Source organism: Streptomyces silvae (assembly GCF_016745505.1).
In the GTDB taxonomy this organism is placed as follows: Bacteria; Actinomycetota; Actinomycetes; order Streptomycetales; family Streptomycetaceae; genus Streptomyces; species Streptomyces silvae.
Window position 1 is genome coordinate 96,839 of record NZ_JAERUC010000184.1, and the last position, 19,184, is coordinate 116,022.

The window sequence follows — 19,184 nt, forward strand, 5'->3', positions numbered from 1 at the left end:
GAATCTTTCTCCTTAGGGTCGGCAGGGTCGGAGTAAGGCCGCAATCCAAGGAGGAGCCGTGCCCGTACAGCGCCGTCTCATCAATTTCGGCGTCGGCGCGACCGCGCTCTGCCTCCTCGTCGGCGGCGCGGTCCTCGCCGATCGCGACGCGGAGGACACCCAGGCCGGTAAGGGCGCGGCTCAACAGGCCCCCGAGCCGGCGACGACGACCGCCATCGGCGCCTACCTGGACTACGGGCCGAAGGGCGTCCAGCGGATGGGAGAGCTCTCGCGCTGGCTCGGCGGTACGGAGATGCGCGTCGGGCACAGCTATCTGCCGGGCGACCTGTGGGAGAACATCGAGGGCCGCCCCGGGTTCCTCGCCTCCTGGGCGGCCTGGCGCAAGGCGGCCGACGACCGGATGTTCGTCCTCAACACGCCGATGCTGGAGCGCAACGAGGAGCATGTCTCCGACGACGAGGTGCGCGGTCTGCTGCGGGACGGCGCGGAGGGCCGCTTCGACGAGCACTTCCGCCGCCTGGCCGAGCGCCTGGTGCTGCTCGGCGTACCGGACACCGTGATCGTCCTCGGCTGGGAGATGAACGGGACGACGTACACGCACCGGTGCGGTCCCGACCCCGTCGCCTGGAAGGCGTACTGGAACCGCATCGTCACCACGATGCGGTCGGTGTCCGGCCAGGAGTTCCGTTTCGACTTCGCGCCGAGCAGGGGGCGGGACGCCGTGCCCTGGACGGAGTGCTACCCGGGCGACGACGTCGTGGACATCATCGGCATGGACTCCTACGACCAGCCTCCGGCGCGGGACTTCGACGAGCAGGTGAACGAACCCTACGGCCTGCAGAAGCAGGTCGACTTCGCCGCGGAGCACGGCAAGCCGATCTCGTTCCCGGAGTGGGGGCTGTTCCGCAACGGCGACAATCCCGAGTACATGCGCCGGATGCTGGAGTGGATCGAGCAGCACAAGCCGGTGTACCAGACGATCACGGACTACTGTCCGCACGGGGTGTGGCAGTGCTCCGAGAATCCCGAGTCCTCCCGGGTGTTCCGCGAGATGCTGAGCGGCCTGCCGAACGCCACGGAGCCCTCCGCGCCCGCTGCCGACCCGAGCGGGACACCGACGGCGCCCAAGCCGGACAAGCCCACGCCGACGGTGCCCACGCCGGACACCAACGGCTCCGGGTGGTGCTTCACCGTCCCGCTGAGCGACTGGTTCGGCCAGTGGCTGAGCGACCGCGAGTTCTGCGTACGCGGCTGAGAGACCGGAGGAGCGCGGCATGCGGGTGGCGGTGGCGGGCGGAACCGGGGTGGTCGGGCGGCAGGTCGTCGAGGAGCTGGCCGCGGCGGGACACGAAGCGGTCGTGCTGGCACGGTCGCGCGGTGTGGACCTCCTCTCCGGCGAGGGCCTCGACGCGGCCCTCGCCGGCGTGGAGGCGGTCATCGACGTGAGCAACAGGAAGGCGGTCGGCCGGGGCAGGGCGGTCGCGTTCTTCGGCTCGGTCAGCCGCAATCTGCTGGACGCGGGTGCGCGCGCCGGGGTGCGCCACCATGTGGCGCTGTCGATCGTCGGCATCGACCGGGTCGGGCACGGCTACTACCAGGGCAAGCTCCGCCAGGAGGAGGTCGTCAGGGGCGGGCGGGTGCCGTGGACCGTGCTGCGGGCCACGCAGTTCCACGAGTTCGTGCCCCAGACCCTCCAGCAGATGCCGGGGCCGGTCGCGGTGGTGCCCCGCATGAACATCCAGCCGGTCGCGGCGCGTGAGGTGGCGCGGCACCTGGTGGAGCTGGCGCTCGCCCCGCCGCGGGGCATGGCTCCCGAGCTCGCGGGACCGCGGGTGGAACTGCTCGTCGACCTGGTACGGCGGCTGCTCCACGCCCGCCACCAGCGCAGGCTGGTGGTGCCGGTGAGGCTGCCGGGTGCCGTGGGGGCCGCCATGGCGGGCGACGGCCAGCTGCCGGCCGGGGAGGGGCCCCGGGGCAGCCAGACGTTCGACGAGTGGCTCGCCGGTGCGGTCACCCGGGGAGCCTGACGGGACCTCGTGACCGCACCGGGCCTCCGCCGTCGCTCACCACCCGGTCCACAGCAGATGGTTGACCAGCAGGGCGACGACGGCCTGGGCGGCGAGCCAGCCGCGCCGGCCGGGGCCGGGAAGCAGGGCGGCGGCGGGCATCAGCCAGACGACGAACGGCTGCCAGATGCGTTCGGTCTCCGCCTTGCTCATCCCGGACAGATCCGCGACGGCCAGGGCCAGGAGCGCGGCGAGGGTGAGGAGCGCGAGCCGCTGGGCCGCCGTGGTGGTGCCCTGACGCACTCCGCGTACGGCGGCGGGGGCGGACACCGCCGCGCGGCGCAGACCCGCGACGGTGGCGAGGCCCGCGGCGAGTGTGGTGCAGGCGAGGTTCGCCCAGACCCAGTAGGAGTAGGGGCGGGTGCCGCCCGCGCCCTGGTAGTAGCGCTCGACCAGCAGGTGGTAGGCCTCCCACCAGTTGAATCCCGCCAGGGTGAAGGCCACGGGTGCGACCAGGGCGCCGAGGGCGAGGGGGGCGAGCGGACGTGCCGTCCGGGCCAGCAGGAGGACGGCCCCCAGCAGGACCGCGATGAGCGTCAGACCGTAACTGAGGTAGCAGGTCAGCCCGAACAGCAGGCCCGAGCCCAGTGCGGCTGCCCCGGGGTGCCTGGCCGTGCGGGTCGCGGCGAGGGCCAGCAGCGCCACGGACCACGCCGCGACGGCGGCGAAGTAGCCGTCCGCGGAGGTGCCTGTCCAGACGGCGAAGGGGGCGAGGACGAGGAACGGAGCCGCGCGCCGGGCGAGGTGCTCGTCCATCAGGGCGCGCAGCGCGACCAGGACGGCCACCGCAGCCGAGCCGCCGAGCACGATGCACCACATGCCCGCCCAGGCGCCGCCCCCGAGTCCGGCCCGGTCCAGGCCGACGAAGGTGAGTGTGGCGCCCGGCGGGTGACCCGCGACGTGGGCGGGCCAGTTGCCCGGCGGACCGATGACGATGTGGTCGGTGAAACCGCGCAGGGCCGCGCCGATGTCGTCGAAACGGTCGATCACCCGCAGGTATTCGTGCTTGGTGGTCAGCCTGCGCGCGATCCCCCGGTACCAGCCCTCGATGAGGGCGAGCGAGAGGATCCACGCCACCGAGCCGGCCCAGCAGGTGAGCAGCAGCCGCCTCCAGGGGAGCCGCGCGGCCAGCCGTGGCCCGTAGGCGACGACCGCCACCGCCACCGCCACGGCGGCCGGGGTGCCGGGGCCGAGATGCGGGTCCCAGGAGGCCAGGAGGGGTGGCCACTGGACCTGAAGGCTGCCGTCGCCCTGCTGGATCACCCAGCCGATCCCTATGGCCGCGGCCACCAGCAGAACCCCCGCCGCCGCGGCCGTCAGATCCCGGCGGCGGCCGGCCGGTTCGTCGGTGCGGGCGGGCTCGGGGGCTTCGGGGGCTTCGGGGGGCCGGACGCGGTGGCTTCTTTCCTCGGTCGTCACGCGGGCACGCTACGCATCGGGCGGGCCCGGTGGGCGGTGCGACGCAGCCGTGTCACACAACGGTCAGATTCCGCGGCGGGTGATCCGCCGCGCACCGCCGGCGTCAGACTTTCGTCAGGAGTCGTACGCCCCGGGGAGCGGGGTCCCCGGCATAACGTCGGCACATGCGCGACAGACCTCAGCGAACCGGTGCACAGCGCCCCTCCCCCGGCCTTCCTCTTCCCACCCGGCCCGCCTTCTGGCGCAGTCCGGTGCGCGGGGTCCGGTTCACGGCCGTACTCGGTCTCGTGCTCCTCGCCGGCATCACCCTGCTGTTCGTCACCGGCCTCCTGTCGTACGCGGCGTACAACCCGGATCTCGCCGCGGTGAACGACAAGACTCCGGACAAGGGGTGGCTGGGTTTCTACCTGTTCGACTGGCCCACCGGGCCGCACTGGCTGTACCGGCTGACCCAGGGGGTCCACGTCACCCTCGGCATCGTCCTGGTCCCGGTCCTGCTGGCCAAGCTGTGGTCGGTGGTCCCGAAGCTCTTCGCGCTGCCGCCGGCGCGGTCGGCCGGGCACGCCCTGGAGCGCCTGTCGCTGCTGCTGCTCGTGGGCGGGGCGCTCTTCGAGTTCGTGACGGGGCTGCTGAACATCCAGTTGGAGTACCTGTTCCCCGGATCGTTCTACCCCCTGCACTTCTACGGGGCCTGGGTCTTCTTCGCCGCGTTCCTCGCCCACACCTGTCTGAAGCTGCCCCGGGCACTGCGGGTCCTGCGCCACGGTCTCCCCGCGGCGGACAGCGACGAACTCGCCTCACCGGATCCCGCGGCGCCGACCGTCTCCCGGCGGGGCGCCCTGGCCGTCGTGGGGGCCGGGTCGCTGCTGCTCCTCCTGACGTCCGCCGGCCGGAGCTTCGACGGCGGACTGCGGCGGACCGCCCTGCTGACCCCGCGCGGGGGTGCCGAGCCCGGCTCGGGGCCCAACGGCTTCCAGATCAACAAGACGGCCGCGAAGGTGGGCATCGCCCCGGCCGAGACGGGGGAACGGTGGCGGCTCACGGTGACCGGACCGGCCGGGGAGTTCCGGCTGTCGCGGGCGGAGCTCCTGGCCATGGACCAGCACAGCGCGGCGCTGCCCATCGCCTGTGTCGAGGGCTGGTCGACATCCGACCAGTGGTGGCGCGGGGTCCCTCTGCGCGATCTCGCCACGCTGGCGGGCTTCCCCGACGGCCGGCCGCCGGGGGTGCTGGTGGAGTCCCTCCAGCGCAGCGGGCCGTTCCGGAAGGTGGCGCTCAGGGACAACCAGGTACGCGACCCCCGCTCGCTGCTGGCCCTGGGCGTCAACGGTGAGCCGCTGTCACCGGATCACGGCTATCCGGCGCGGGTCATCGTGCCGGCGGCCCCCGGGGTGATGAACACCAAATGGGTGAGCCGTCTGACGTTCGGAGAGCTGTGATGCGGATGCTGCGCCGCTGGTACGGGGAAGGGCCGCTGCACCTGTTGTTGATGGCCGCGTCGTTCGCCCTCGCGGGGTACGCGGGGGTGCGGCTGCTCGACGGGGACACGCTGATGATCCTCGTGTGGTTCGTGGGCGCCGCGTTCGTGCACGACCTGGTGCTGGTGCCGCTGTACTCGGCGGCGGACCGGGCCCTGCGGATTCCCGTGGCCCGGCGGCCGGCGCTGGTGAACTTCGTCCGCGTACCGCTGCTCCTGTCCGGCTTGCTGCTGCTGATGTGGTTCCCCCTGATCACGCGTCAGGCGGAGCGCTACGAGCCGGCGAGCGGGATGTCCCCCGACAGGTTCCTGGGGAACTGGCTGCTGATCACGGCGGCGCTGTTCGCCGTGTCGGCGCTCTGGCTGGTCGTGCGGACCGTCCGGGCGCGGCGCAGGGCGAGGAACGGCCGGCCGTCCGCCTCCCACTGATCGACGGGCTCCCAGTCCTCCGAACGGGCGTACCCGAGCAGGGCGGAGACCCCGGCACGGGCCCAGAGGAAGTGCGGCGCGCCGGCGGGCTCCCGGCCGTCGTCGAGGCGTACCTGAACCTGCTCGTCCACCTCGTGGGGCGCGGCCTCCGTGATGAGCAGGCCCCCGGGTGCCAGTACGGCGCCGACCCGGCGGAGCAGGGCCTGCGGGTCGCCGCCGATGCCGATGTTGCCGTCGATGAGCAGGGCGGTCCCCCAGCGGCCTTCCCCGGGCAGCGGCTCGAACACACTGCGTCGGAGCGCCGGCCCACCGATCCGCTGGGTGCGTCCGATGGCTGCCTCGCTCACGTCGATCCCCAGCGCGCGGTGTCCACGGGCGGCCAGCGCGGCCACCAGCCGTCCGGGGCCGCAGCCGATGTCGATGACCGGCCCCTCGCTGCGGCGGAGTGCCGACAGGTCCGCGGCATCGGCCTCCGCGCACCAGCGTTCGACGTCCAGTGGCAGGAGCCACCCGTCCTTCCGGCGCAGGAAGAGCGGTCCGCGGCCCCGGCTCAGCGCACGCGCGTACGGATCGGTCGCCCAGGCGGCGGGGCCCGCCGGTGGCAGCACCGTGCTCATCGGACCACCGCCCGGCCCAGGCGGGAGAGGACCGCGGCGAACCGGCCGTGGGGCGCGTCGGCGGCGACGCGCAGGGCGTCGTCGGCGGTGTCCACGTCGCGCAGCGGCGGCAGGTCGCGCACGGTGAGGCCCGCTCCCGTCAGGCGCGCCCGTTGGATTCCGCCCGTTCCGGGGAGGGACATCGGCACACCCCGGACGAGGCCGGGGTCGGGCTGGGCCAGGCCGAGGGCCCAGAAGCCCCCGTCCTCGGCCGGTCCGAACCAGGCGTCGCAGCCGTCCCAGCCGCCGGGGGAGAGTGCGGGCGCGAGCAGGGCCGGTGTGATCTGGGGCGTGTCCATCCCGATGAGGAGGGCGGGCCCGGTACAGGTCCCGAACGCCGCCGCGATGCGCCGGTCGAGGGTGCCCTCGCTCTGCGGCTGCACGTCGAAGCCCTGCGGCATCCAGGGGCCGGGGCGCCCTTCGAGCACGAGGACCCGTCGCAGCGCGGGCAGGGTGAGCACGGTCCTCAGGGTGTCCTCGAGCGCCGCGGCGGCGAGTTCGGCGGCCTCGGCGGGGCTGAACGGCGGCGTGAGCCGGGTCTTGACCCGTCCGGGGACCGGCTCCTTGGCGATGACCAGCACGGTGGTCGCCCCGGCGGGGGCCGTCGTCCCGCTCATCGGGCCGCCTCCGCCCTGACGCCGTGCGGGGCCGTCGGCGGCTGTCGCAGCACGGCACGCATGTCCCGTACGGCGTGCCAGGTCCCCCGCCAGGTTCCGGTGACCTTGGACCTGCCGGTCCGGGGGTGGTAGGGCACGTCGGTCTCGGCGACGCGCAGTCCGGCGTCCGAGGCGCGCACCACCATCTGCAGCGGATAGCCGCTGCGACGGTCCGTCAGGTCGAGTGCGAGCAGGGCCTCCCGGCGTACGGCCCGCATCGGTCCGAGGTCGGTCAGCCGGAGGCCGGTACGGCGGCGGAGCATTCCGGACAGGGCGATGTTGCCCAGTCGGGCGTGCAGGGGCCACGCACCGCGGGTCGTGGGACGGCGGCGGCCCAGGAGCAGGTCGCACTCGCCGTCGGCGATCCTGCGGACGAAGCCGGGGAGCAGTGCCGGGTCGAGCGAGCCGTCGCAGTCGCAGAAGCAGACGTACTCGGCGTCGGAGGCGAGCAGCCCCGCGTGGCAGGCGGAGCCGAAGCCGCGGCGTGGTTCGTGCACGACGGTGGCGCCGAGCGAGCGGGCGATGTCCGCGGAGCCGTCGGTGGATCCGTTGTCGACGACGATGGCCCGCCACCCGTCGGGTACACGGGCCAGTACCCGGGGCAGGGCCTGTGCCTCGTCGAGGCAGGGCAGAACGATGTCGGCGCGGGGGGAGCCGGCGGGATCAGCCGGCGGTGAAGGGTGGGTCACATCGATCACCCTACGGAGAGAAAACCGGCATTTCGGTCTTCGGGTTCTTACGAAACGTGGACGTCGACCGTGTGGCGGCCGGGGACCGTACGTCCGGACGGCCGGTGGTGCCACAGTTGCCCCCATGCAGAACATCTCCTCCCCTCCCGGCCACCGCGCCGCGTCACCGACCGGCCGCGGGGACGGCGTGTCGCACGGTCGTGTGCTCGTCGTGGACGACGATCCGACGGTCGTGGAGGTCGCCGCGGGGTATCTGGAACGCGCGGGGTACGACGTCGACCGGGCGGACGACGGACCGGCGGCACTGGAATGCTTCGCGGCTCACCGGCCCGATCTCGTGGTGCTCGACCTGATGCTGCCCGGCATGGACGGCTTCGAGGTGTGCCGCCGGATGCGCGCGCACGGGCCCGTGCCCGTCATCATGCTCACCGCCCGGGGGGACGAGGAGGACAGGATCCTCGGGCTGGAGACCGGCGCGGACGACTACGTGACCAAGCCCTTCAGCCCGCGTGAGCTGGTACTGCGTGTGGAGTCGGTCCTGCGCCGGGGCCGGCGCACCGAGGCGGGCGCACCCGCCGCGCTCGGCGGAGCGGGGCTGTGCCTGGAGCCGCTCGCCCGCCGGGCGACCCGTGACGGCAGGGATCTCGCTCTCACGCTCCGGGAGTTCGACCTCCTCGCGTTCTTCCTGACCCACCCGGGCCAGGTCTTCGCCCGTGAGGAGCTGATGCGGGAGGTCTGGGGGTGGGACTTCGGCGACCTGTCGACGGTGACGGTGCACGTACGCCGGCTGCGCGGCAAGGTCGAGGCCGACCCGGCCCGTCCCGCGCTGATCAGGACGGTGTGGGGCGTGGGGTACCGCCTGGACCTGCCGGACGACGACACTCCCGGGAGCTGAGCGCATGGCCGACATCCTCCTCATCGCCTTCCTCGCCTTTCTCGGTGCCGCCGCGGCCGGGCTGCTGGGCGCCCTGGCCCTGCGGCTGCTCCGGCACCGCCCCCTGGTGGTCTCCCTGACCGTCGTCGCCGCGGTGGCCGTGACGGCGATGCTGGCCGGGACCCTGACCGTGGCCTGGGCGATGTTCCTCTCCCCGCACGATCTGACGGTGGTGACGACCGTCGTCGCCATGGCCGCCGCGGTCTCCCTCGCGACCGCGATGCTGCTGGGCCGCTGGGTGGCCGCCAGGAGCCGGGACCTGACGCTGGCCGCGCGTTCGTTCGGCGAGGGCGGGAGGTTCGCGGCGCCGGAGGGCCAGGCCACCGCGGAACTCGCCGCGCTGACCCGTGAACTGGCGGCCACCAGCGCGAAGCTGGAGGGCTCCAGGGAGCGCGAGCGTGCCCTGGAGAGATCGCGCAGGGAGCTCGTCGCCTGGATCTCGCACGATCTCCGGACCCCGCTGACCGGGCTGCGTGCCATGTCCGAGGCGCTGGAGGACGGCATGGCCGCCGACTCGGGCCGCTATCTGCGGCAGATGCGCAGGGAGGTGGAGCGCATGAACGACATGGTCGGTGATCTCTTCGAACTCTCCCGGATCCACGCCGGGTCGCTCACGCTGGCCCCCGCCCGGGTGTCCTCCCACGACCTGGTCGGCGACGCGCTCGCCGGGGCCCATCCGCTGGCGCGCGAGCACGGGGTCCGTCTGGTCGGCGACCGGGTCGACGCCGTGCCCGTGGAGGTCGACAGCAAGGAGATGAGCCGGGTCCTCGGCAACCTGCTGATCAACGCGATCCGGCGTACGCCCGCCGACGGCACGGTCTCGATGGCCGCTCAGCGCTCACCCGACGGTCTCGTGCTCTCGGTGACCGACGGGTGCGGCGGGATTCCCGAGGACGAGCTGACGCGCGTGTTCGACACGGGGTGGAGGGGCAGCCAGGCCCGTACACCGCCGGCGGGCGCGGGCCTCGGACTCGCCATCGTCCGGGGCATCGTCGAGGCACACTCCGGCCGCGCGGACGTACGGAACGTGGCCGGAGGCTGCTGCTTCGAGGTCACCCTTCCGGCGGCACCGGGCTGAGGCCGGACCGCTAGCGGTCCCCCGCCGCGTCCGGTTCCCCGGAGCTCCGCAGGGGCGCCGTGGCGAACTCCCGCATCCCCTGCGCGAACTCGGTCCCGGGCTTCCAGCCGAGCTCGTCACGCAGGCGCCGCGAATCCGCGGTCACATGGCGGACGTCCCCGAGCCGGTACTCACCGGTGACCACGGGGTCGGGGCCGCCGTGGGCCGAGGACAGGGCCCAGGCCATCTCGCCGATGGTGTGCGGTGTGCCGCTTCCCGTGTTGTAGGCGTCGAAGGTGCCCGGTTCCCGCTCCCCCAGCGCCGCGAGCGCCACGGCGTTGGCCGCCGCCACGTCCCGTACGTGGACGAAGTCACGGCGCTGGTGGCCGTCCTCGAACACCTGCGGGGCCTCGCCGCGGGCCAGGGCCGACCGGAAGTAGGACGCGACACCGGCGTACGGGGTGTCCCGGGGCATCCCGGGGCCGTACACGTTGTGATAGCGCAGGGAGACGGCCCGGCCGCCCGTCGCGCGGGTCCAGGCGGCGGCGAGGTGTTCCTGTGCGAGCTTGGTCGCCGCGTAGACGTTGCGCGGATCACCGGGTGCCTCCTCGGTGACCAGGCCGGGCACCAGTTCCGCGCCGCACCGCGGGCAGTGCGGTTCGAAGCGGCCGGCGTCGAGGTCGGCCACGGCGCGCGGGCCGGGCCTGACGGTGCCGTGCCGGGGACAGTCGTAGCGCCCTTCGCCGTAGACGACCATCGAGCCGGCGAGCACCAGGTCGCGGATGCCCGCCTCGGCCATCCCGGCGAGCAGCACCGCGGTGCCGAGGTCGTTGCAGCCGACGTACTCCGGCGCGTCCGCGAAGTCCTTGCCGAGGCCGACCATCGCCGCCTGGTGGCACACGGCGTCGACCCCGCGGAGCGCTCCGGCCACCGCCTCCCGGTCCCGTACGTCCGCGACGACCGTACGGACACCCGGCGGCAGGTCGCCGGCGGCCGGGACGCCGGAGCCGGCCGGCCCGTGGGCGGACGGCAGGAGGGCGTCCAGGACCACCGGCTCGTGCCCGCCGGAGGCGAGGGTCCTGACGATGTACGACCCGATGAAACCGGCTCCGCCGGTGACCAGTACACGCATGGCAGCCACGCTAGGCGGCCCGACGGCGGGTCAGGCCGTGCGGCACGCCCGCGTCACGGGACCGTAAGACCTCGGGGGCCGGATGGCCCTGCGCGGGGCGGCGCACCCTGCCCGGCCGGCGGCCGTGTGCGGGCGGCCCGCGACGGTTCTGGCCGTGTCCCTCGACGCGTCGCTTCCCGATCACCCCGGTCTCTTCGATACTGGGTGCCGTACGACCTGCGACCAGAGGATCGGATCCACGCCGACGGCCGGGCGGCACCAGCGGCCCGCCGTTGCTCTCCCCAGGAGGAACCGTTGCGCATGCTCATCAACGTGCCGGAGACCGTCGTCGCGGACGGTCTCCGCGGAATGGCAGCCGCCCACCCGGAACTCGTCGTGGACGCCGAGAACCGTCTCGTCGTCCGGCGCGACGCCCCGGTGGCCGGGAAGGTGGGTCTCGTGTCGGGCGGGGGTTCCGGCCACGAGCCGCTGCACGCGGGGTTCGTCGGCCCCGGGATGCTGTCCGCCGCGTGTCCCGGGGAGGTCTTCACCTCGCCGGTGCCCGACCAGATGGTCCGGGCGGCCGCGGCCGTCGACAGCGGTGCGGGCGTGCTGTTCATCGTGAAGAACTACACGGGCGACGTGCTGAACTTCGACATGGCCGCCGAACTCGCCGAGGACGAGGGCGTCCAGGTGGCCAAGGTCCTGGTCGACGACGACGTGGCGGTGGCCGACAGCACGTTCACCGCCGGCCGGCGCGGCACGGGGGCGACCCTGTTCGTCGAGAAGCTGGCCGGTGCCCTCGCCGACGAGGGGGCGCCGCTGGAGCGGGTGGAGTCCATGGCCCGGCGCGTGAACGAGTCCTCGCGCAGCTTCGGGGTGGCACTCAGCTCCGTCACCACTCCGGCGAAGGGCACACCGACGTTCGATCTCCCGCCGGGTGAGCTGGAGTTGGGGATCGGCATCCACGGCGAGCCGGGCCGGGAGCGCCGGCCGATGATGACGTCCGGGGAGATCGCCGACGTCGCGGTCCACGCGGTGCTGGAGGATCTGCGGCCCACCGGCCCGGTGCTGGTGCTGGTCAACGGGATGGGCGCGACGCCGCTGCTGGAGTTGTACGGGTTCAACGCCGAGGTGCAGCGGGTGCTGGCGGAGCGGGGGGTGTCGGTGGCTCGTACGCTGGTGGGCAGCTATGTGACGTCGCTCGACATGGCGGGCTGCTCGGTGACGCTCTGCCAGGTGGACGAGGAGATGGTGCGGCTCTGGGACGCGCCCGTGCAGACGCCCGCGCTCCGCTGGGGCCGGTGAGCGCTCTTCCCGCCGTGTGTACGGATCCGCCGTCGTGCGCCCGTGCTTCCCGCCGTGCGCCCGGACGTGCCGCCGTACGCAGGACCGCCCGCCGTGCGTCCGGATTTTCCACCGTGTGTGAGGAACAGGAGACCTTGTGCTCGACACCGATTTCTTCCGTCGCTGGATGGCCGCCACCACGGCTGCCGTCGACCGTGAGGCGGACCGGCTGACCGATCTCGACGCCGCGATCGGGGACGCCGACCACGGGAGCAACATGCGGCGCGGTTTCACGGCGGTGAGCGATGTCCTCGACAAGGAGGCACCCGCCACCCCGGGGGCGGTGCTGACCCTGGCCGGACGCCATCTGATCTCCACGGTCGGCGGGGCGTCCGGGCCGCTGTACGGGACGCTGCTGCGCCGTACGGGGAAGGCGCTGGGCGATGCGCCGGAGGTGACCCCGGACCAGCTCGCGGAGGCCCTCGGGGCGGGGGTCGCCGCGGTGGCACAGCTCGGCGGGGCGCAGGCCGGCGACAAGACGATGCTCGACGCGCTGCTGCCGGCCGTCGAGGTGCTGGCCTCCTCGTTCGAGGAAGCCCGTGACGCGGCGCTGGCCGGCGCTCTGGCGACCGTGCCGCTGCGGGCGCGCAAGGGCAGGGCCAGTTACATGGGCGAGCGCAGCATCGGGCACCAGGATCCGGGGGCCGCCTCGGCGGCGCTGCTGGTCGGGGCACTTGCCGAGGCCGCGGAACCGAGCGGTGGGGGCGACGCGTGAGCGACGGGAGGCAGGTCGGGATAGTGCTGGTCTCGCACAGCGGGCCGGTGGCCGAGGCCGTCGTCGAGCTGGCCAGGGGCCTGGCGGCCGGGGGCTCGACGGCTCCGGTGGCTGCGGCCGGGGGCACCTCGGCCGGCGGCCTGGGGACGAGCGCGGAGCTGATCGCCGAGGCGGCGAGGACCGTCGACAGGGGCGCCGGGGTGGCGCTGCTCGTGGATCTCGGGAGCGCGGTGCTCACCGTGAAGTCCATGCTGGCGGAGGGCGACGAACTGCCCGAGGGCTCGCGGCTGGTGGACGCGCCCTTCGTGGAGGGCGCGGTGGCCGCGCTGGTGACGGCGTCGGCGGGGGGCGACCTGGACACCGTGGAGGCGGCGGCCACGGACGCGTACGGCTACCGCAAGACGTGAGAGGTGCCGCGCCGGCCGCCCCCGTAGGGAGGGGCCGCCGGCGCGGGACGGGTCGCGCGTGGGGTCAGGCCGGGCCGCCGATGCCGGACCGGGTCTCCACGGACGAGGAGAAGGAGCTGACGGCGAGCCCCGCTCCGCCCTGCCACGGTTCGAACCCGGCCTGGACGCTGGTGAGGTACCAGTCGGGCCGTGCCATGCCCCGGTTGACGGTCTCGTCGACGAAGTCCATGACGTCGAAGCTCCAGCTGTCGATCGCGGACGGGGCCAGGAACGAGATCACGTCGTTGCCGCCGTTGTTGCCCGTCCACACCTCCCAGTCGCGCCCGCCGACCGTGACGTGCCCGGTCGGCGAGCCGATCGGCTGGACCGGGCCCACCCGGTTGAACCAGATCATGATCTCGGTGCTGTTCACGCCGTCGGTACGGGGCGTGGGGTCGAGCCAGATGTCGTAGGCCGCGTCGTAGACCGCGTTGTCGACGTACCGGTAGGAGATGCTGCTCGGTGCCCTGTCGATCGAGCTGAGCTGCGCCGGGAGCCGGGTGCCTGGTGAACAGTTCGTGTAGTGGCAGCCGTTGAAGACGGACGGGTAGGACTTGGGGGCCCCGTTCGTCGGCACCGAGCCGTCGGCGCGGGTCAGATCGAAACCGTTCGCCGTCACACCGAGGCACTGCTCCTCGGCGATGCCCCAGCGGTTGTTCTGCACCACGTACCGGTCCTGGATGACCGTCGAACCGTACTGCTCGCAGAGCTGGATGTCCGCGTGTGCGGGCGGGGCGGTGAGGGCGAGGGCCGCGCAGGAGGCCAGGGCCACGCCCAGTACGGCGGCCTCGGTCCGTAACGACCGGAGAAAGCGGATGGGGCTCTTCATGATGTCCCTTCGGTGGGGGGCCGAGGTACCCGGAAGGACCGCGGCAGGGCAAGACGGGAGCGCTCCCACTCCATTCCAGCGTGGAACCTATGGGGCGGGCGGGACCGGGCGCAAGGCTCGGGCACCGACGAATCCCGGCACTTTCCGCGCGCCGGAACGCCGCACGGCTCCCGGACCGGGTCCGGGAGCCGTGCGGTGGGTGACGGGAGGTCAGGCCGCGGGCGCCACCGCCCCGGCCGCGATCCGGATCCGTACCTGGCGGGTCTCACCGTTGACGGTCACCGCGAGCGTGACGGCTCCGGGACGGAGGGCGGTGAGGGTGCCCGTGGCCGGGTCCAGCGTGGCGATGTGGTGCCGGCGGGCGCCGTCCGCGGTCCCGATGCGGACGTTCGGCGAGCCGGTCCAGTCCGCGCTGAGCGGGAAGGCCACCGGCACGGTCCGCGCCCCCTGGGTGACCCGCGCGCTCACCTTCGTCCGCTCCCCCGCGACGAGTGCGGAGGGGGCGTCCAGGGCCAGCTCGTCGACGTGCGCGCGGGTCTGCACGGAGACCCAGTCGGGCCCGCCCCGCCACGGCTGCCGGCGTGCCGTCGCCTGTTCGCCGGGCGTGACGCGGTCGGCGCCGATCAGGGACCAGCCGGTGAACCCGCCCTCGTCCGCGGGGCTCGCCGGCGCCTTGCCGGAGTTCCCGTTGACCAGGTAGGGGACCCCGTCGACGTGCGAGGCGTGGAACACCCCGACGTGGCTGCCGACGAGGGCCGCGCCCTTGCCGGTCGTACGGCGGAAGTCCGCGAGCCACTGTTCGACGAGGGCGGCCTCCTTGCGGTCGCTCAGCTGGCTGCCCTTCTGCACGGTCGGATCGCGCGGGGGCACGTGCTCGATCAGCATCACGGAGCCGACGGAGCGGTCCTTCGCCGCCGCGTCCAGCTGGGACCGCAGTTCCTTGATCTGGTCGAGGCCGCCGCCGCGCAGGCTGAGGCTCGACGTGTCGAGGGTGACGAACCGGGTGCCCTCGTGGTCGAACGTCCGCCGGGCGGGGCCGAACTGTGAGATGAAGTTGTCGATCTTCCCGCCCATCACCTCGTGGTTGCCCGGCACGTAGTACCAGGGCAGCGTGGAACCGAGTTCCTCGTCGAGGACCTGGCGGGCGAAGGCGAGGTCCGCCGGGGATCCCTCGTCGACGAGATCGCCGTTGACCACCAGGAAGTCGGGCCGGGCCGCCTTGATCTCGCGCAGGGTGCGGCGTGCCTGCCGGACGATGGCGCTGTCCGGGTCCCGGGCGACGAACTGGGCGTCCGACATCACCGCGAACCGCCAGTCGCGGCCCTCGGTGACGGCGGCGGGGTCGATCAACGGGTCCGCGGGCTCGTCCTGTTCGGGAAGCTCGACGGTGGGCGGCACCTGGGCGGTCAGGTCGTCGATGACGATCTCACCGGTGTACTGCCGGGCCGCGGCCGTCTCGGCGAGGTAGAAGCGGGACACCGTCAGCGGCATCGCCGCGCCGGGCGGCACGGCGAAGGTGACCGGCCGCCAGCCGGTCCAGGTGATGTACGGCCCCCGCAGCAGCTGGTCGGAGCCTGCGGCGTCCTTGAGGTGCAGGGTGGGCCAGGCGCCGTTGCCGTCCCCCTTGATCCAGAGCGTGTACGCCTGTGGCTGGCCCGGTACGGCGACGGGCCGCGGCGGGGCCGCGTAGGCGGCGCGCGTGGCGGTCGACCGGGTGAAGTCGTAGGTGAGCCGGAGACCGGTGCCGGTGTGGCCGTCCGGGGTCGCGGCGAGCGAGCCGTCGGCGCGGGCCTGGCTGAACGTCCAGGACCCGGCGTCCTCGAAGTCCGACACGCTCTGCTCCGTGAGGCCGACGCTCACCGCGAGGACGGTGCTGACGCCTGCCACGGTGGCCTTGATCCGCCCGGCCCCGGAGCCGGTGAGGGACGTGACGGTGAAGGAGCCGCGGCCGTCGTCGGCGACGGCGAACAGCGTGTGGTCGTAGTCGAGCGTGACGTCCTCCGGCTCGACGGGGGCGCTCGTACCGTGGGCGTCGAGTCCTACGATGCCGAAGGCGCCGGTGGCGTCCTTGTCCGCCAGGCCGACACGCGTGGTGGTGGCCCTGATCCGGGCCAGCCGGTCGAGCACGGTGAGCCGGGTCGCGCCGTGGGCACCTGCCTTCTCCGCCCTGACGTCGGTCGTGCCGCTGCGGCGTGCGGTGAACGTGCCCCGGGAGTCGACACCGCCGACCGACGCGTCGACGGCGCGCCAGCGCGGGGCACCGGCGGCGGGTCCGTAGGTCTCGTCGTATCCGGCCGCGGTGAGCTTCCGGGTCAGGCCGGGGAAGACCCGCTCGGGACGGCCGCCGGCCACCGGGTCGTCGCCGGGGGCCGCGCCGGGCGGCGTACGGGTCTCGACCCAGAACCCTTGGAGCCGCCCGCTGCCGTCGGGAGCGGTCAGGGCGAGGCCGTTGGGGACCGTGCGCTCGCTGCCGTCGGACGGGCTGTTCTCGACCTGGAGCGCGTCGCTGCCGGGCTCGCGGGCGACGAGCGTCGACGAGCCTCCGCCGTCGAGGTTCAGGGCGCTGTACGCGCCGGCCCCGCGCATCATCTCGCCCAGCTCGGTGAGGGTGACGCCGCCGCTGTCGGCCTGGCGTCCGTCGACGGTGACGACCTGCATGGTCCGGCCGTCCCGGGAGAAACCGACGGCGGTGCGGGGCGCGGCGGTGTTGTTGCCCTCGCCGTCGTGGTTCTGCGCCACTCCGTCGACGACGAGCAGCTCACGGCCGCCCACGGCGGTGCGGGGCACGGCTCCGCCGTCGGTGCGCGCCCGGTAGGTGATGCCGACCGGGTCCCCCGGTTTCAGAGCGGTCAGCAGGGCCGCCCCGGCCTCACGGCCGACGAGGACCACGGTGTCCTCGGGGACGGGCCCCGATCCGGGGGTGCCCGACACGGAGACCACCGTGCCGTCGCGCACGGCGACTTCGGCGACGGGCTTCGCGTCGTCGACGGTGAGGGCGCGGTCGGCGCTCCCCCAGGCGGAGGTGTAGGCGCCCACGCCCTGGGCGGGTACGTTCGCCGCGTTGTACGCGGCGAGGGGGTGCGTGCCCGACGGGAGGGTCAGCGTGCCGTCGAAGTACAGCTCCAGGACCCGGCCGGCGTTCCCCGGCCCGATGCCCACCGCGCGGTTGACGCCCGGGGCCGGGGAGTGGACGGTACGGCCGTCCCGCACCCCGGGGCCCTGGGGCGCCCCGGTCTCGTTGATGTCGAAGAAGTCCGCGTTGATCGCGGCGACGGTCCGGCGGCCCTTCCCGGGATCGTGTCCGGCCGCGAGCTCGGAGACCGTGTGCCGGTCGGCGACCTTGCCGGAGGAGAGGTAGTCGGCGCGGACTCCGCTGCCGTCCAGGTCGACGGAGAGGGTGTCGACCCGTAGCCACTTGTCGGATTCCAGCCGGTCGTACGAGTTCAGACGTACGCCGGGGGCGACGGGGCGGGAGGCGCGGGCGGTCTCGATGCCGTCGCCGTCCACCACGGATGCCGCTCCGCCGGACGGTCCACTGGCGGCCGGCGGGGCGACGGGTCTGAGGATCTCCGCGGTGGTGTGCGGGCGGGGGTCCGGGGTCGGGTCGGCTGCTGCGGGGGCGACGGCCCCGACCACCGTCGCCGCCACGGTGGCCAGCAGCACGAGTGGCCGCAGGGCGGGGCGGAATGTTCCTGGGCCCACAAATCCTCCTGGTGCGGAGCTGGTTGTGCGCGGAAAGCGCTGTCGGCGGACAGCATGGCCGGGCCCGGTGGGAGGCGCCAGAGGACAACGGGGACATCAGGAGGAACAGCGCGCGGCGAGGGAGTGACCCCGGGCGGACGCGGCGGGGCATCCCATCTCCGGCGGTGGGACGGGCCGTCGGCACGCTGCGAGGCCCGGTCCGGTCATGTGCGGCCGCCGGGCTCGGGGTGCTCGTCACGGCTGACACGGCGCCAGACCGGATCCGGGTACGAGGACTGACGTCCCATCTATTTACATCGATGTACATCCGGCTCTAGCCTGACGCGCAATCCACCCGCCCCGGAAGGAACACGACCGTGATCCTGCCTCTTTCGCATGCCTTCGTCCGGCGCCACGGCGCCGGCTCCGCCCAGAGTCCCGGCGGTCGCCGCGGGCCCGGCGGCCGGTCCGCCGGCCGCCGGACACAGCTCCTCGTCCTCGCCCTGACCGGCGTGCTGGGCCTGCTGCTGACCACCTCGGCCACCGCCACAGCCAGCGGCACCGGCCCGGCCGCCGTGTCCTCCCCCATGGCCACCGGAACCCCGCTACGCGACGGCGCGGGCCTGTATCCGCGGGCCATCCGCCTCGCGCACAACGGCGCGGCCAACGGACGCGTCCTGGCGAGCGTCGTCACCTTCGACGGCAACAACGGGATCGGCGCCATTCACGAGAGCACGGACTCGGGGGCGACCTTCCACGAGGTCGGCCGGATCGCCGACCCGGAGTCGGCGGCCGGCCAGGGCCTCTGCTGCACCACCCTGTTCGAACTGCCCCGGCAGGTGGGCGCGCTGCGCGCCGGCACGCTGCTGTGGGCCTCCTCCGCCGGCCAGGACGAGACCGACCGCCGCATGGCGCTGCGGATCTGGCGGAGCGACGATGTGGGCGCCAGCTGGTCCTACCTGTCCTCGTGCGCGGTGGCGGGCGGGACGGGCGGCCTGTGGGAACCGGAGTTCTCGGTGGCCGCCGACGGCGCGCTGGTCTGCCATTACGCCGATGAGACCGACCCCGCGCACAGTCAGAAACTCGTCGCGGCGCGCAGTTACGACGGGGTGCGCTGGGAAGGGCACCACAGCACCGTGGCCAGCGGCTGGGAGCCCGACCGGCCGGGTATGCCCGTGGTCCGGCAGCTGCCGAACGGCACGTACTTCATGAGCTACGAGATCTGCAATCCCGGCGGGCAGTACCAGTGCGTGGTGCACTACCGGACGTCCGCCGACGGCTGGAACTGGGGGGACCCCGCCTGGCTGGGCATCCGGCCCGAGACCGCCGACGGCCGGTACTTCCGCGCCGCTCCCACCATCGCCTGGGCACCCGCTCCGGGCGGCGGGTCCGACGGGCGCATCCTGCTGGTCGGACAGCGCCTGCTGAACCGGGACGGCACGCCCGCCGCCGGCAGCGGCCGTACGGTTCTGACCAACGCGCGGAACGGCGAAGGGCCGTGGTCCGCGATCGCCGCCCCGGTGACGGTGCCGGACCCGGAGGTGAACTACTGCCAGAACTACAGCTCGCCGCTGCTGCCCTCGGCGGACGGCAGGCAGGTGCTGCAGATCGCCACCGACTTCGACGGAACGGTGTGCAGGGCGTACTTCGGGACGGGAAACCTGCCGTAGCG

15 protein-coding genes and 1 pseudogene are annotated in these 19,184 nt (G+C 73.6%); 9 read left to right on the forward strand and 7 right to left on the reverse strand.

The features are described from left to right. Nucleotides 1–58: 58 nt before the first annotated feature. Nucleotides 59–1,255 (forward strand): glycoside hydrolase family 26 protein, encoded by a 1,197-nt coding sequence (locus JKV81_RS29505; RefSeq protein ID WP_129260566.1) that lies wholly within the window; start codon nucleotides 59–61, stop codon nucleotides 1,253–1,255. 19 nt (nucleotides 1,256–1,274) lie between these two features. After that, nucleotides 1,275–2,027: an SDR family oxidoreductase gene (locus JKV81_RS29510; RefSeq protein ID WP_202078683.1), complete on the forward strand. Its 753-nt coding sequence runs from the start codon at nucleotides 1,275–1,277 to the stop codon at nucleotides 2,025–2,027. Nucleotides 2,028–2,063: 36 nt separating this feature from the next. On the opposite strand, the gene JKV81_RS29515 is transcribed toward JKV81_RS29510, so the two are convergent. Next, nucleotides 2,064–3,485 (reverse strand): hypothetical protein, encoded by a 1,422-nt coding sequence (locus tag JKV81_RS29515; protein ID WP_202078685.1) that lies wholly within the window; start codon nucleotides 3,483–3,485, stop codon nucleotides 2,064–2,066. 164 nt (nucleotides 3,486–3,649) lie between these two features. Here JKV81_RS29515 and JKV81_RS29520 point away from each other — a divergent pair, with 164 nt between their 5' ends. Further along, nucleotides 3,650–4,924, forward strand: a complete 1,275-nt coding sequence (locus tag JKV81_RS29520) for a molybdopterin-dependent oxidoreductase (RefSeq protein WP_202078688.1) — start codon at nucleotides 3,650–3,652, stop codon at nucleotides 4,922–4,924. A 310-nt stretch (nucleotides 4,925–5,234) separates the two neighbouring features. Here JKV81_RS29520 and JKV81_RS29530 read toward each other — a convergent pair whose 3' ends face one another. The 3 genes from JKV81_RS29530 to JKV81_RS29540 are packed head-to-tail and all read right to left on the reverse strand — an operon-like array spanning nucleotide 5,235 to nucleotide 7,392. Continuing rightward, on the reverse strand, nucleotides 5,235–6,008 hold the full coding sequence (locus JKV81_RS29530) for a class I SAM-dependent methyltransferase (protein ID WP_129260571.1): 774 nt from the start codon (nucleotides 6,006–6,008) through the stop codon (nucleotides 5,235–5,237). Beyond that, nucleotides 6,005–6,664, reverse strand: a complete 660-nt coding sequence (locus tag JKV81_RS29535) for a TIGR04282 family arsenosugar biosynthesis glycosyltransferase (RefSeq protein WP_129260572.1) — start codon at nucleotides 6,662–6,664, stop codon at nucleotides 6,005–6,007. The genes JKV81_RS29530 and JKV81_RS29535 overlap by 4 nt, the downstream gene beginning before the upstream one ends. Further along, on the reverse strand, nucleotides 6,661–7,392 hold the full coding sequence (locus JKV81_RS29540) for a glycosyltransferase family 2 protein (RefSeq protein WP_307820622.1): 732 nt from the start codon (nucleotides 7,390–7,392) through the stop codon (nucleotides 6,661–6,663). Before JKV81_RS29540 ends, JKV81_RS29535 begins: the two co-directional genes overlap by 4 nt. A 124-nt stretch (nucleotides 7,393–7,516) precedes the next feature. Here JKV81_RS29540 and JKV81_RS29545 point away from each other — a divergent pair, with 124 nt between their 5' ends. Both JKV81_RS29545 and JKV81_RS29550 read left to right on the forward strand, forming a co-directional pair. Beyond that, a complete protein-coding gene (locus tag JKV81_RS29545; RefSeq protein ID WP_202078692.1) occupies nucleotides 7,517–8,287 on the forward strand; it encodes a response regulator transcription factor in 771 nt (256 codons plus the stop codon). Between the two features lie 4 nt (nucleotides 8,288–8,291). Continuing rightward, a complete protein-coding gene (locus JKV81_RS29550) occupies nucleotides 8,292–9,404 on the forward strand; it encodes a sensor histidine kinase (protein WP_129260575.1) in 1,113 nt (370 codons plus the stop codon). A gap of 10 nt (nucleotides 9,405–9,414) precedes the next feature. Here JKV81_RS29550 and JKV81_RS29555 read toward each other — a convergent pair whose 3' ends face one another. Then, on the reverse strand, nucleotides 9,415–10,515 hold the full coding sequence (locus JKV81_RS29555; protein ID WP_202078694.1) for an NAD-dependent epimerase/dehydratase family protein: 1,101 nt from the start codon (nucleotides 10,513–10,515) through the stop codon (nucleotides 9,415–9,417). 300 nt (nucleotides 10,516–10,815) lie between these two features. Here JKV81_RS29555 and dhaK point away from each other — a divergent pair, with 300 nt between their 5' ends. From dhaK to JKV81_RS29570, 3 genes are all read left to right on the forward strand, one after another. After that, complete coding sequence (dhaK, locus tag JKV81_RS29560) at nucleotides 10,816–11,802, forward strand: dihydroxyacetone kinase subunit DhaK (RefSeq protein WP_372444266.1); 987 nt, start codon at nucleotides 10,816–10,818, stop codon at nucleotides 11,800–11,802. A gap of 136 nt (nucleotides 11,803–11,938) precedes the next feature. Continuing rightward, on the forward strand, nucleotides 11,939–12,556 hold the full coding sequence (gene dhaL, locus JKV81_RS29565; protein WP_147982550.1) for a dihydroxyacetone kinase subunit DhaL: 618 nt from the start codon (nucleotides 11,939–11,941) through the stop codon (nucleotides 12,554–12,556). Further along, nucleotides 12,553–12,963 (forward strand): PTS-dependent dihydroxyacetone kinase phosphotransferase subunit DhaM, encoded by a 411-nt coding sequence (locus JKV81_RS29570; protein ID WP_129260579.1) that lies wholly within the window; start codon nucleotides 12,553–12,555, stop codon nucleotides 12,961–12,963. The genes dhaL and JKV81_RS29570 overlap by 4 nt, the downstream gene beginning before the upstream one ends. A 73-nt stretch (nucleotides 12,964–13,036) precedes the next feature. Here JKV81_RS29570 and JKV81_RS29575 read toward each other — a convergent pair. Together JKV81_RS29575 and JKV81_RS29580 are read right to left on the reverse strand one after the other, a co-directional pair. Further along, nucleotides 13,037–13,831, reverse strand: a pseudogene (locus tag JKV81_RS29575) (GH12 family glycosyl hydrolase domain-containing protein); the annotation flags it as partial. A gap of 210 nt (nucleotides 13,832–14,041) precedes the next feature. Next, nucleotides 14,042–17,533, reverse strand: a complete 3,492-nt coding sequence (locus JKV81_RS29580) for a phosphodiester glycosidase family protein (protein WP_307820623.1) — start codon at nucleotides 17,531–17,533, stop codon at nucleotides 14,042–14,044. Between the two features lie 356 nt (nucleotides 17,534–17,889). Between JKV81_RS29580 and JKV81_RS29585 the strand changes: the two genes are divergently transcribed. After that, complete coding sequence (locus JKV81_RS29585) at nucleotides 17,890–19,182, forward strand: sialidase family protein (protein ID WP_307820624.1); 1,293 nt, start codon at nucleotides 17,890–17,892, stop codon at nucleotides 19,180–19,182. Nucleotides 19,183–19,184: the final 2 nt, after the last annotated feature.

Excerpts from the sequence above, each read along its gene's own strand:
- JKV81_RS29510 (WP_202078683.1), top strand. The coding sequence starts at position 1,275 with ATGCGGGTGGCGGTGGCGGGCGGAACCGGGGTGGTCGGGCGGCAGGTC.
- JKV81_RS29520 (WP_202078688.1), top strand. The coding sequence starts at position 3,650 with ATGCGCGACAGACCTCAGCGAACCGGTGCACAGCGCCCCTCCCCCGGC.
- JKV81_RS29530 (WP_129260571.1), bottom strand. The coding sequence starts at position 6,008 with ATGAGCACGGTGCTGCCACCGGCGGGCCCCGCCGCCTGGGCGACCGAT.
- JKV81_RS29535 (WP_129260572.1), bottom strand. The coding sequence starts at position 6,664 with ATGAGCGGGACGACGGCCCCCGCCGGGGCGACCACCGTGCTGGTCATC.
- JKV81_RS29545 (WP_202078692.1), top strand. The coding sequence starts at position 7,517 with ATGCAGAACATCTCCTCCCCTCCCGGCCACCGCGCCGCGTCACCGACC.
- JKV81_RS29550 (WP_129260575.1), top strand. The coding sequence starts at position 8,292 with ATGGCCGACATCCTCCTCATCGCCTTCCTCGCCTTTCTCGGTGCCGCC.
- JKV81_RS29555 (WP_202078694.1), bottom strand. The coding sequence starts at position 10,515 with ATGCGTGTACTGGTCACCGGCGGAGCCGGTTTCATCGGGTCGTACATC.
- dhaK (WP_372444266.1), top strand. The coding sequence starts at position 10,816 with ATGCTCATCAACGTGCCGGAGACCGTCGTCGCGGACGGTCTCCGCGGA.